Raw genomic sequence first — 12,785 nt, 5'->3', positions numbered from 1 at the left:
ACGGGGTCCGACCCGGCCGATCCCGCGCGCCGCCCCTTGCCGGGTTGCGGCGGCTCGGCTAACGCAGGTCCATGACGACGATTGTTCCCTCCGACACCGCCACGCCCCGCCCGATGACCCGGCCCGCGCATGTGCGCGCGATCCTTGTTCTGGGCCTGCCGCTGGTGGGCAGCCACCTGGCACAGGTGTCGATCGGGCTGGTCGATGCCATCATGCTGGGCTGGTACGGGATCGAGGAACTGGCGGCCGAGGTTCTGGGCCACACCATGTTCTTCGTGCTGCTGATCTTCGGATCGGGGTTCGCCTTTGCCGTGATGCCCATGGTCGCCCAGGCCGCCGCGCGCGACGACGTGGTGCAGGTGCGGCGCGTCACGCGCATGGGCCTGTGGGTGTCGGCGATGTTCGCCGCACTGGCCATTCCGGTGCTGTTGTCGGCCGAACCCATCCTGAACGCGCTGGGCCAGGCGCCGAACATCGCCGCGCTGACCGGCGAATACCTTGGCATCTATGGTTGGGGGCTGGCGCCCGCGTTGGGGGTGATGGTGCTGAAAAGCTTCCTGTCGGCGCTGGAGTGGACGCGCATCGTGCTCTGGGCGACGCTGGCGGGGCTGGGGCTGAACGTCGTGCTGAACTGGCTGCTGATCTTCGGCAACTGGGGGTTTCCCGAAATGGGCATTGCCGGGTCGGCGGTGGCCTCGCTGATCGTGACGCTTTTGTCGTTCGCCATCATGGTGGTCTACGTGGTCGCGAAGCTGCCCGATTACACGCTGTTCGCCCGGCTTTGGCGTCCGGACTGGGAGGCGTTCGGTCAGGTGTTTCGCCTGGGCTGGCCCATCGGGTTCACCAACCTGGCCGAGGTCGGATTGTTCGCCGCGTCGTCGTTCATGATGGGCTGGCTGGGGCCGGTCCCGCTGGCGGCCCATGGCATCGCGCTGCAGATTTCATCGGTGACGTTCATGATCCACCTGGGGCTGTCCAACGCCGCCACCGTGCGGGCCGGCAATGCGGTGGGCCGCGACGATGCCGCGCATCTGAAACGCGGTGCGGCGATGGTGGCGATCCTGTCGCTGTCGGCGGCACTGTTGACCGTGGCCGTTTTCCTTGGCGTGCCCGAGCTTTTGCTGGGCGCGTTCCTGTCGCCCGACGATCCCGCCCGGGCCGAGGTTCTGGCCATCGGCGTGCTGCTTCTGGCAGCGGCGGGGCTGTTCCAGCTTGTCGATGCTGCGCAGGTGATCGCGCTGGGCGTGCTGCGCGGGATGCAGGACACGCAGGTGCCCATGGTGATCGCGCTGATCAGTTACTGGGGCATCGGCATTCCGGTGTCCTATGTCCTTGGGTTTCCCATGGGGTTCGGCGGCGTCGGCGTCTGGCTGGGGCTGGCCGTGGGGCTGGGTGTTGCCGGTGTCTGTCTCAGCCTGCGGTTCGTAATGAAGGCGCGCGCGCTGGCCTAGGTTTTCGGGCCACACCGCGGGGGAATTTGCCCGCGCGGGCCGTTCGCGCCCAGAAATCGCCCCGATCGCGGTCTAGGAAGCGGCGATACCGGGATCAGGGAGTGGCGATGTGCCGGAAAATGGGGCGCCCGTGGTGCTTGCGGTCGATCTGGATGGCACGTTGTTGCGCTCGGACATGCTGTTCGAGAGTTTCTGCGCGGCCTTCGCCGCCGATTGGCGCACACCTTTCCATGCCGCCGGCGCCCTGCGTGGCGGGCGAGCCGCGCTGAAACGGCGGCTGGCCGATGCCGCCGAGATCGACGTGACCCTGTTGCCCTATGATCCGAAGATCATCGCCTATGTCGAACGCTGGCGCGCGGCGGGCGGGCGCACCGCGCTGGTCACCGCGTCGGACGGGGCGTTGGCGCGGCGGATCGCCGATCACCTGGGCATCTTCGACGAGGCGCACGGTTCCGACGGCACCCGCAACCTGAAGGGCCGCGAGAAGGCGGCGTTCATGGATGAAACCTTCGGTGCGGGCGGCTATGCCTACATGGGCGACGCGGCGGCCGACCTGCCGATCTGGCGCGGCGCGGCGCGGGCGATCACGGTGAACGCGGGCGCGGGCCTGCGCGCGCGCGCCGATGCGCTGGGCGGGGCGGCCGAACACCTGACGACCGTCATGCCGTCGCCGCGCCCCTATCTGCGCGCGTTGCGTCCCCATCAATGGCTGAAGAACGCGCTGGTCTTCGTGCCGATGTTGGCGGCACACCGGCTGGACGGGGCGACATTCGCGCAAAGCCTGCTGGCCTTTGTCGCCTTCTCGATGATCGCGTCGGCCGTGTATCTGCTGAACGATCTGCTGGACCTGTCCGCCGACCGCGCCCATCCGCGCAAGCGGTTCCGCCCGCTGGCCGCGGGCACCCTGCAGATCATGCACGGCTGTGCCATGGCGGGGGCGCTGTTCGCCGGCGGCGCGCTGCTGAGCGTGCTGGCCGGTTGGGTCTTTGCCGGGGTCATGGCAATCTATGTGGTGCTGACGACGGCCTATTCGCTGGCCTTGAAACGTCGGGCGATCATCGACGTCGCGGTGCTGGCGGGGCTTTACACGCTGCGCATCGTCGCCGGCGGGGCGGCGACCGGCATTCCGCTGTCGATCTGGCTGCTGGCCTTCTCGATCTTCTTCTTTTTCGCGCTGGCGGCGGTCAAGCGGCAGGCCGAACTTGTGGACAGTGCCGCGCGCGGCAAGCTGGGCGCGGGTGGCCGCGGCTATGTGGTCGAGGATCTGCCGGTGATCTCGATGATGGCGATCTCGGCGGGCTATGTCTCGGTCCTGGTCATGGCGCTTTATGTCAGCTCGCCCGATGTCGCCGCGCTGTATTCTCAGCCCATGGCGCTGGGCGGGATCTGCTGCGTGCTGCTGTACTGGATCAGCCGGGTGGTGATGCTGACCCACCGGGGGCGGATGCACGACGATCCGGTGGTGTTCGCGGCGCGCGACCGGGTCAGCCAGGTGTCGCTGGGCCTGATCGTCATCTTCGCGGTGATCGGATCTGTGGCATGAGGCCGGTCGATCCCCTGGCCGTGCCGGAGCGCGGGGCCTGGGCGGCAGCGATCCGCCGGGGCGCCATGGGGTTGGCGGCCCTGTGCGGCGCGCTGGTGGCGTGGTCGCTGTGGCGCGATCTGGCGCGCGGCGGCGATCCGTGGCGGCAGGGCGATTGGCTGATCAACGGCGGGGCGGGGGCGATCCGGCGGGGGCCCTTCGGCTCGGCGATGATCGCGCTGTCGGATCTGGTCGGGGCGTCGCCGGTCGGCGTTGTCGTGGCGGTGCAATTCGTGCTGTTTGCCGCTGCGCTGGCGATCTTGCTGGCGGTGTTCGCCCGTTTGCTGGCGCGGCCGGTCTGGGCGCTGTTGCTGACCTCGCCCGCATTCTTCGTGCTGTTCTGGGCCGCCCGGCCCGAGGCGGGGATGCGCAAGGAACTGCTGGCCTTCGCGGCCATGGCGCTGATGTTCGCGGTACCTGCGCGGCCGGGTGGCGGGCGGTTATTGCTGTGCCTGACCTCGGCCGTGCTGTTCGTGGTGGCCTGTGTGGCGCACGAGGCCATGGCGTTCCTCGCGCCGGCCTACGGTGTGCTGTTCATCGTTCTGGTGCGTCCGGACCGTCGCGCGGCCGCGTTCCGTGTCGGCGCGCTGGTGTTCGTCGGGGCAATCGCCGCGGCGTTCTGGTTCGCGTGGACCCATTCGGGCACCGCCGATGCCGGTGCCATCTGTGCGCCGTTGCTGGCGCGCGGCGCCGATGGCGGGCTGTGCATCGGTGCCATCGAATGGATGGCCTATGACCTGGGGTTCGGGCGCGACCTTCTGGGCGATCTGCTGAACAAACGGTCGGGCGCGGCGTTCCTGCTGGCCTATGGGCTGGCCGGGGTGCCCTTGCTGTACCTGATCGCGCTGCATGACCGTTGGGCGGTGATGCTGGGGCTGACGGTTGTGCTTCTGGTGCCGCTGCTGCCGCTTTACGCGGTGGCGGTGGACTGGGGGCGATGGATGTCGCTGCATGTCACGGCGGTGGGGATGATCCTGATGGCGCTGGCCTTGCGCGGCGACGTGGTGCAGGTGCGCGCGCCCCGGATGTGGCTGGTGGCGGCGATCTGCCTCGCCAACCTGTTCTGGGTGCCCGACCATGTGATCGGGCTGGTCCCCGGCGGCCTGATGCGCGAACTGGCGATTCAGGTGGGCGTGGTCGCACCGCCCGCGCCGGTCGTTCCCGGCGCGGCGGCCTGAAGCGCACCGCCGTCGCGCACCATCGTCACCTCGAGCGCGCGACCGGTGGCATCGTCGGTGCGCACGAACAGGCCCGACAGGGTGGCGGGACCGTTGGCGGGGGTGAAGCGGGCCTTGGGCATGCCGGTGATGAAGCGGTTCATCGGTTCCGCCTTGTCCATGCCGATGACCGAGTTGTAATCGCCGCACATGCCTGCATCGGTCAGATAGGCGGTGCCGCGGGGCAGGATCATCGCGTCCGCCGTGGGCACATGGGTGTGGGTGCCGACGACAACGCTGGCGCGCCCGTCGCACCAGTGGCCCATGGCCATCTTTTCGCTTGTCGCCTCGCAATGCATGTCGACCAGCGCGGCGTTGACCTGAACGCCCAGGGGCGCGGCCTTCAGCACCGGCTCGATCGCCGAGAAGGGGTCGTCGAAGGGACGTTTCATGAAGACCTGGCCCAGCACCTGGGCCACCAGCACCTTGCGTCCGCCCGGCGCGTTGAACACCCGCGCGCCGCGCCCCGGTGCGGTTTTCGAGAAGTTCAGCGGCCGGATGATGCGCGGTTCGGCTTCGGCGAATTGCAGCATGTCCTTCTGATCGAAGGCATGATCGCCCAGAGTCAGCACGTCCGCCCCCGCATCGAGAAGGGTTTTCGCGTGATCCGCCGAAAGGCCCGCGCCGTTGGTGGCGTTTTCGCCGTTGACCACGACGAAATCCAGCCGCCAGTCGGTGCGGAGTTTCGCCAGCCGTTCGGTGATCGCGGCGCGTCCCGCGCGGCCCATCACATCGCCCAGAAAGAGGAGTCTCATGGGGTCGTGGTTAGGGCCGGGAGGCGGCGAGGGCAAGTGGTGTCGCGCGTTCCCCCGGCGCCGGCGTGATCCGGCGGCGCGCCTGCGGCGCATTCGATTGTTCGGGCTGCGGGTGGCGCGGCGTCGGCGTGCCGGTTCGGATGACGGGAGTGGACGCGGCGGCGAAAGCGCTCCGCGCGGGAGTATTTCGGGCAAGAAAAAGCCTAGGGACGGATCAGGCCCTGTTCCGTCACGATGGCGTCGAGCGGTTGGTCGGTGGGTTCGAGGGGCAGGCCGTCGTCCTGTTGCGCGGCGAAGGCGAATCCGATGGCGATTGTCGGGCGGGCGGCGCGCAGGGCCTGAAGGGTGCGGTCGTAGAAGCCGCCGCCGTATCCGAGGCGCCCGCCATGCGCCGTGAAGGCGATCAGCGGGACGATGAGGACTTCGGGATCGATAAACACGGGATCCTTCGGGACCATGGCGCCGAAGGTGCCGGGCCTCATCGCGGTGGCGGGGGTCCAGAGCGCAAAGCGCAGCGGCTGGCCCTTGGCCACGATCATGGGCACGCAGACGGGGCCGTGGCGGGCGGCCTGTGTCATGGCGGGGCGCGGATCGATTTCAGTGCGGATCGGCATGTAGCCCGACACCGGTCTGCCCTGGTGAGGGGCGAGGGCGGCCAGCAGATGACGGCTGGCCGCCGCCTGCGCGTCGGCAGTGCGGGCGGCGGCGCGGCGGGCGTAGCCGGCGGTGCGGGCCGCCTTCTTGGCGTCCGCGACGCTCACAGCAGCATGACCGCGGCGAGGCCGAGAAAGGCGAAGAAGCCGACCACGTCGGTGACCGTGGTGACGAAGGCGCCCGAGGCCAGGGCCGGATCGACGCCGACCTTTTCCAGCGTCAGCGGCACCAGCACCCCGGCCAGACCCGCGACGATCAGGTTGATGATCATCGCCGCGCCCAGCACCACGCCGAGCATCGGCGCGCCGAACCAGGCCATGCCGATCACCCCCATCAGCACCGCGAAGACGCAGCCGTTCAGGAAGCCCGCCGTCAGCTCGCGCCGGATCACCCGCAGCGCGTTCGAGCGGGTGAGGTCGCGCGTTGCCAGCGCGCGCACCGCCACCGTCATCGTCTGGGTGGCCGCGTTGCCGCCCATGGAGGCGACGATGGGCATCAGGACCGCCAGCGCCACCACCGCCGCCAGCGTCGATTCGAACTGGGCGATGACGATGGAGGCGAGGATCGCGGTGGCGAGGTTGACGGCCAGCCACGGAAACCGCTGCCGCACGATGGTCAGGGTGCTGTCGGACAGGCTTTCGTCGCCGACCCCGGCGAGGCGCAGGATGTCTTCCTCGTGTTCCTCGTCCAGCACGATCATCGCGTCGTCGATGGTGATCACGCCGACCAGCCGGCCGTCGTCGTCGACCACGGGGGCGGAGATCAGGTGATACTGGTTGAAGGCATAGGCGACGTCGCCTTCTTCCTCGTCCACGTCGAAGGTGCGGAAACTGGGTTCGAGCAGGGTGTCCAGCCGGACGGTGCGCCGGGCCGCCATCAGTTTGCCCAGCGCGACATAGCCGGTGGGGCGCAGGCGCGGGTCGACCAGGATCAGGTGATAGAACTGGTCGGGCAGGTCGTCCTTGTCGCGCATGTAATCGATGGCCTCGCCCACCGTCCAGTGTTCGGGAGCCATTACCACCTCGCGCTGCATCAGGCGCCCGGCCGAGTATTCCGGGAACGACAGCGCGCGTTCGACGGCCAGGCGGTCGGCCGCCTCCAGCACTTCGAGGATCGCGTCCTGCTGTGGTTTTTCCAGGTCTTCGAGCAGGTCCACGACATCGTCGCTTTCCATCTCGCGCACGGCATCGGACAGGACCTGGGGCGACAGGGCCGCGATCACGTCCTCGCGGATCGATTCGTCGAGTTCGGACAGGATCTCGCCGTCGAATTCCTTGCCGTAGAGAACGATCAGATCGCGCCGGTCGGTGCCGTCGATCTGTTCCAGAAGGTCGGCGATGTCGGCGGGGTGCAGCGGCTCCATCAGGGCCGTCAGGCTGGCGGCGTCGCCGGCTTCGACCGCGTCGAGGATGGCCGTCACGGTGCGTGGATCCAACCCGTAGCTGGCCTCTTCCTCGTCCTCGGGGGTGTGGGGGGCGAGGTCAGGGTGGCTCATGCGGGTCTCCGAAGGTGATGTCATGCGGACCATAGGGCAATGGTGGTTGCGTCACCAGTGTTCATGGCGGATTTACCTTGCCGACGGCGCGGCCTAGGAAGACACATGTCCAGTGTTTCCCAGTGTTTGATTCTCGGCCAGCTTCTGACCTTCCGGGCCGATCCCTTCACCGCCACCGCGCCCGAAAGCGCGGTGCACGAGCGGCGCGGCGCGGTGTTGATCGAGGGCGGGCTGATCCGCGATGTCGGCCCGGCCGACCGGTTGCGCGCCGACCACCCCCGCGTCGCGGTGCGCGACATGGGGGATGCGTTGCTGTTGCCGGGGTTCGTCGATGCCCATGTGCATTTTCCCCAGACGGCGATGATCGCGAGCTGGGGCAAGCGGCTGATCGACTGGCTGAACACCTATACATTCCCCGAGGAAATGCGGCTGTCGGATCCGGCCTATGCCGCGCTGATCGCCGGGCGGTTCTTCGATCTGACGCTGGCCCATGGCACGACGACGGTCTGTTCCTTCGCCACCTCGGATCCGGTCAGTGTCGAGGCGTTCTTTGGCGAGGCGCGGGCGCGGGGGGTGCGGGCCGTGGCCGGCAAGACCTGCATGGACCGCAACGCGCCCGATGGGCTGCGGGACAGCGCGCAATCGGCCTATGACGACAGCAAGGCGTTGCTGGAGAAGTGGCACGGGGTCGACCGGCTGGAATATGCGATCACGCCCCGGTTCACCCCGACATCGAGCCGCGCGCAGTTGCATGCGCTGGGGGCGCTGTGGTCGGAGCATCCCGAATGTCTGATGCAGACCCACCTGTCCGAGCAGGTCGAGGAGATCGCCTGGGTGCACGACCTGCATCCGCAAGCGCGCGATTACCTGGACACCTACGAGGCGGCGGATCTGCTGGGCGCCCGGGGGCTTTACGGTCACTCGATCCACCTGGAGGAACGCGAGATCGCACGGCTGGCCGAGGTCGGTGCGGCCGTGGTGCATTGCCCGACATCGAACCAGTTCATCGGCTCGGGCCTGTTTCGCGCGGCGGCGTTGCGGGCGCGGGGGGTGTCGGTCGGTCTGGCCTCGGACATCGGCGGCGGGTCGTCGTTTTCGATGCTGCGCACGATGGCCGCGGCCTATGAGATCGGCCAGTTGGGCGGCACGGCGTTGCATCCGGCCCAGCTTTTGTGGCTGGCGACCGAGGGATCGGCGCGGGCGATGCACATGGCCGACCGGATCGGCACCGTGGCACCGGGAAGCGAGGCGGATATCGTCGCGCTGGACCTGGCATCGACCCCCGCCATCGCCCAGCGCGCCGCCACAGCCGATGACATCTGGGAGGCGGTGTTCCCGACGATCATGATGGGCGATGACCGGGCCATCGCCCAGGTCTGGGTTGGGGGCGCGCCCGTGACATGCTGAGTTTCGCGGCGGCCGTGTTTTTCCTGATCGCGACGCCGGGGCCCGGGGTCTTGTCGACCGCGGGAGTCGGATCAGCCTTTGGCGCGCGGGCCGGGATGCGGTATCTGCTGGGCCTGTTCATCGGTCATTACGCGGTGGCGCTGGCGGTGATCAGTGGTCTGGCGGCGCTGGTGCTGGCCGATCCGGCAATCCGGACCGTGCTGTTCGTCGCCTCCACGGCATATCTGCTGTATCTGGCGCTGAAGATCGCGCTGGCCGGATCCACCGTGGCCATTGTTGCGGCACGCCGGGCGCCTGGGATTGGCGGCGGGCTGATCCTGCAGGCGCTGAATCCCAAGGCTTACGCGGTAAACACGGCATTGTTCTCGGGATTCGCGTTCATGCCCGACCGGCCGGGGGTGGAAATCGCGGTGAAGCTGGCGATTGTCGCCGCGATCTGGGTGCCGCTGCACCTGGCGTGGCTGTGGGCCGGGATAGCGCTGCATCGGCTGGACCTGTCCGCGCGCACCCAGCGGATCGTCAACCTGGCGATGGCCGGATCGATGCTGGCGGTTGTCGGGCTGGCCGTGATCGCGCAACTTCGCGTGCCGGACGGCGGCTGATCCGAAGGCGCGCCGTTCCGGCGCATTCCATTGTTTGCGGGCGCCCGTTTCCGGCCGTGGACCGGGGGTCCGGCAGGCGTTGGTCGGCGATGAAGCCCTTGTGCCGCCCGCCATGGCCGATATTCTGCGCGTCGGCCGTGACGGTCGCTGAGAGTGATTGCCGATGGTGATGTTGCAGTTCGATCCGATGACGCAGGCGATCCTGTGCTTTATCGTGGTTGCCGTGATGTTCGTGATGTTCGCGATGGAGGTGTATCCGACCGAGGTCGTGGCGATTGCCGGCGCTTCGGCAATGTTCGTGCTGGGACTGCTGCCCTATGAACGGCTGGACGAGGTGTTCTCGAACTCGGCGCCCTGGACCATCGCGGCAATGTTCCTTGTCATGGGGGGGCTGGTCAGGACCGGGGCCTTGCAATGGCTGACGGAACAGGCCGACCGGCGCGCGGCGCGCCATCCGATCCTGATCGTGGTGCTGAGCCTGGTGATCGTGGCGTTCGGGTCGGCCTTCATGAACAACACGCCGGTCGTGGTCGTGATGATTCCGGTGTTCGTGCAACTGGCCAAGCGGCTGGGGGTTTCGCCCTCGAAGCTGTTGATCCCGCTGAGTTATGCCGCGATCCTGGGCGGCACGATCACGCTGATCGGCACCTCGACCAACCTGTTGGTGGACGGGGTGGCGCGGCAGGCCGGGATGGACGGCTTCTCGATCTTCGAGATCGCGCCGCTGGGGATTTTGCAGGTTGTCCTGGGGGGCGCCTACATGGCGCTGATCGGGCGGTTCCTGCTGCCCGACCGGCCGTCGCTGAGCGGGATGCTGAGCGACAAGCGCAAGATGAAGTATTTCACCGAGGTTGCATTGCCCGAAGGGTCGTCGTTGATCGGGCAGCCGGTGACCGAGGTGGACCTGTTCAAGCGCGAGGGCGTGCGCGTGGTCGACGTGCTGCGGGGCGATGCGTCGCTGCGCCGTGACATGGGGGCGGTCGTGCTGGAGGCCGGCGACCGGGTGGTTCTGCGCACCGAGATGTCCGAGCTTCTGGGATTGCAGAGCAATTCGGACGTGCGGGCGGTGGACCGGCTGTCGTCGGTGGCGACCGAAACAGTCGAGGTGCTGATCACGCCGGGGGCGCGGATGGTCGGCCGGTCGCTGGGCTCCATGCGGTTGCGGCGGCGCTATGGCGTTTATCCGCTGGCGGTGCATCGACGTAACCAGAACACCGGCCGTCAGCTGGACGACGTGGTGGTTCGGATCGGCGACACGCTGTTGCTGGAAGGGGCGCCGGCGGACATCCAGCGGCTGGCGGTGGACATGGACCTGGTGGATATCGCCAAGCCGTCGGACCTGGCCTATCGGCGGGGCAAGGCGCCCATCGCCATTGGCGCGCTGACGGCGGTCGTGATCCTTGCGGCGCTGGGTGTCGCGCCGATCTTCGCGCTGGCGATGCTGGCGGTGACGGTGATCCTGCTGGCGCGTTGCATCGACGCCGACGAGGCGTTCACCTTTGTCGAGGGCCGGCTTCTGGCGTTGATCTTCTCCATGCTGGCCGTCGGTGTGGCGATGCAGGAATCCGGCGCGGTGGCGTTGCTGGTCACGACGCTGGAGCCGCTTCTGGTGCAGCTTCCGCCGGTGGCGGTGATCCTGTGCATCTACCTGATCGCCTCGACCCTGACCGAGATGGTCAGCAACAACGCCATCGGCGTGATCCTGACGCCCATCGCCATCGAGTTGGGCCATGCGCTGGGCCTGGATCCGCGGGGGTTGGTGGTGGCGGTGATGTTCGCGGCCTCGGCGGCGTTTTCCACACCCATCGGGTATCAGACGAACACGCTGGTCTACGGTCCGGGGGGGTACAAGTTCACCGATTACCTGCGGGTGGGGATCCCGCTGAACCTGATGCTGGGGGTGTCCGCATGTCTTGTCATTCCGTTGATCTGGCCGCTGTGAAGCGGGCGTTGGCGATCCTGGCCTGCGGGGCCGTCCTGTCCGGCTGCGTGTCCGCGACCCGGCCGGGTGCGCCGGCGTTGCGGGAGGCCGAGCCGCGCACGGCGATCCTGTATCGCGATACGGTGACGGTGGGCTTCAGCGACGGCGCGCTGTGCGTGGCGTTGCGCCCCGGTCGTGCGCGCGCCTGGAGTGGCGTGTTGCAGGGCTGTCCGCACGGGCGCGATTACCGGGTCGAGATGCCGGCGGGCGGCGATGCGCCGCGCCGGGTGCTGGTGCGCACCGAAAGCGGTGCAACGGCGGTAATCGCCATCGGCGAGACTGCGTTCGGCCTGCGTCCGGGCGTCTGACGCCGGCGTGATCCAGCGGCGGCGCGTGCCGCGCCACACCTTGTCCCCCATTCCCGCGTGCGCGGGAACGGGGCCCCGCCGCACCTGCGCTGGGCGGCGGGATGCCCCGGCGCCGTCAGCCGAGGCTGGCCAGCAGGGCAGGAGATGGAACGCCGGTCGCGGCCTGCCCGATCGAGGCCTGGTAGGCGGCGATGGCGGATGTGCTCTTCGGCCCGATGACGCCGTCATCGCCGCCGGTGTCGAAGCCGCGCGCTGTCAGCCGGCGTTGCAGTCGCTGGCGGTCGTCCTTGGTCAGACCGTTGGCGTCCGGCCCGAAGGATGCGCGCAGCGGTCCGCCCCCGGCGATCCGATCGGCCAGGTGGCCCACGCCGATGGCATAGGCGTCGGAGTTGTTGTAGCGCTTGATGACGTTGAAGTTGTGCCCGACTCGGAACACCGGCCCCCCGGGATCGGGTTGCAGGCTGCGGGTTCCGGCGTTGGCGCCCGCGCTGCCGATTTCGCCGCCCCAGGGCTGACCGCGCCGCCAGCCGGATTTCGCGAGATAGTTGGCGGTCGAGGCGAGGCCGTCGGTGGGATCGTCGCTCCAGATGTCGCGCCGCCCGTCGCCGCGGAAGTCGACGGCATACCCCTGATAGGACGTCGGGATGAACTGGGTGTGACCCATCGCCCCGGCCCAGGATCCGGTCATGTTCGCGGCCGAGACATCGCCGTTCTGCAGGATCTTCAGCGCCGCGATCAGCTGTTTTTCAAAGAACGCGCCGCGCCGGCCATCATAGGCCAGCGTCGAGACCGCCGACACCACCGGGATGTCGCCGCGCCGTTCGCCGTAGAAGCTTTCGAGCCCCCAGACGGCCGTGACCACGTTGGCGTCGACGCCATAGCGGTTTTCCACCTCGGCCAGAACGCTGCGGTAGCGGGCGAAGTTGGCGCGGCCCTTGGCCACCCGTTCATCGCTGGCGGCGATCGACAGGTAATCTTCGAGCGAGCGTTTGAATTCGGTCTGGTTGCGGTCCCGGTCGATCACGCCGGGCAGGAAGCCGGCGCCGCGGAACGCCCGATCCAGCGTCGCGGGCGAAATGCCCTGGGCGGTGGCGCGGCCCCGGAACCCGGTGACCCAGGCGTCCCAACCGGGATTCGGCTGGGGCAGGAATGCCGGATCGCGGGTGGCCTGGCCGGCAGGCAGGGTGGCGGCGCCACCACAGCCCGAAAGCGTGACGGCGGCAAGGCCGAAGGTAAAGATGCGTCGGGTGGTGAACATTGTGCCTGTCCTCGGGGTCTGACTGCTGCGATGCGTTTGTGCGACGGTATTTTTGCCCGAGGATAGGCGGTTCGC

The 12,785-nt window shown here is 68.4% G+C and carries 11 protein-coding genes; 7 read left to right on the top strand and 4 right to left on the bottom strand.

The window, feature by feature from the left end; genetic code table 11:
* Positions 1-71 precede the first annotated feature (71 nt).
* From CFP68_RS09685 to CFP68_RS09675, 3 genes are all read left to right on the top strand, one after another.
* Positions 72-1,451 (top strand): MATE family efflux transporter, encoded by a 1,380-nt coding sequence (locus CFP68_RS09685; protein ID WP_241524030.1) that lies wholly within the window; start codon positions 72-74, stop codon positions 1,449-1,451.
* Between the two features lie 109 nt (positions 1,452-1,560).
* Positions 1,561-2,994, top strand: coding sequence for a UbiA family prenyltransferase (locus CFP68_RS09680; RefSeq protein ID WP_241524029.1), 1,434 nt, complete (start codon positions 1,561-1,563; stop codon positions 2,992-2,994).
* Positions 2,991-4,211, top strand: a complete 1,221-nt coding sequence (locus tag CFP68_RS09675; RefSeq protein ID WP_099826716.1) for a hypothetical protein — start codon at positions 2,991-2,993, stop codon at positions 4,209-4,211. Before CFP68_RS09680 ends, CFP68_RS09675 begins: the two co-directional genes overlap by 4 nt.
* Here the strand turns inward: CFP68_RS09675 and CFP68_RS09670 are convergent.
* The 3 genes from CFP68_RS09670 to mgtE all read right to left on the bottom strand — a co-directional run bounded on the left by CFP68_RS09670 (position 4,157) and on the right by mgtE (position 7,154).
* The gene (locus CFP68_RS09670; RefSeq protein ID WP_099826715.1) at positions 4,157-5,005 is read right to left on the bottom strand and encodes a TIGR00282 family metallophosphoesterase; all 849 of its coding nucleotides are present in this window, start codon (positions 5,003-5,005) and stop codon (positions 4,157-4,159) included. The genes CFP68_RS09675 and CFP68_RS09670 overlap by 55 nt on opposite strands.
* 203 nt (positions 5,006-5,208) lie before the next feature.
* Positions 5,209-5,766, bottom strand: a complete 558-nt coding sequence (locus tag CFP68_RS09665; protein WP_099826714.1) for a 5-formyltetrahydrofolate cyclo-ligase — start codon at positions 5,764-5,766, stop codon at positions 5,209-5,211.
* Positions 5,763-7,154, bottom strand: coding sequence for a magnesium transporter (gene mgtE, locus CFP68_RS09660; RefSeq protein WP_099826713.1), 1,392 nt, complete (start codon positions 7,152-7,154; stop codon positions 5,763-5,765). The genes CFP68_RS09665 and mgtE overlap by 4 nt, the downstream gene beginning before the upstream one ends.
* Before the next feature lie 105 nt (positions 7,155-7,259).
* On the opposite strand from mgtE, the gene guaD reads away from it, so the two are divergent.
* From guaD to CFP68_RS09640, 4 genes are all read left to right on the top strand, one after another.
* Entirely contained in the window at positions 7,260-8,561 is a 1,302-nt protein-coding gene (gene guaD / locus CFP68_RS09655) for a guanine deaminase (RefSeq protein ID WP_099826712.1), read from the top strand.
* The gene (locus tag CFP68_RS09650) at positions 8,555-9,163 is read left to right on the top strand and encodes a LysE family translocator (RefSeq protein WP_099826711.1); all 609 of its coding nucleotides are present in this window, start codon (positions 8,555-8,557) and stop codon (positions 9,161-9,163) included. Before guaD ends, CFP68_RS09650 begins: the two co-directional genes overlap by 7 nt.
* 163 nt (positions 9,164-9,326) lie before the next feature.
* Positions 9,327-11,105, top strand: coding sequence for an SLC13 family permease (locus tag CFP68_RS09645; protein ID WP_099826710.1), 1,779 nt, complete (start codon positions 9,327-9,329; stop codon positions 11,103-11,105).
* Positions 11,072-11,452 (top strand): hypothetical protein, encoded by a 381-nt coding sequence (locus tag CFP68_RS09640; RefSeq protein WP_145953427.1) that lies wholly within the window; start codon positions 11,072-11,074, stop codon positions 11,450-11,452. Before CFP68_RS09645 ends, CFP68_RS09640 begins: the two co-directional genes overlap by 34 nt.
* A gap of 115 nt (positions 11,453-11,567) precedes the next feature.
* On the opposite strand, the gene CFP68_RS09635 is transcribed toward CFP68_RS09640, so the two are convergent.
* Entirely contained in the window at positions 11,568-12,710 is a 1,143-nt protein-coding gene (locus tag CFP68_RS09635; RefSeq protein ID WP_099826708.1) for a lytic murein transglycosylase, read from the bottom strand.
* Positions 12,711-12,785 lie beyond the last annotated feature (75 nt).

This window comes from Oceaniglobus indicus, assembly GCF_002751875.1.
GTDB lineage: Bacteria > Pseudomonadota > Alphaproteobacteria > Rhodobacterales > Rhodobacteraceae > Oceaniglobus > Oceaniglobus indicus.
The sequence above is the reverse complement of the archived record's forward strand: the minus strand, read 5'-3'. Positions and strand labels throughout refer to the sequence as shown.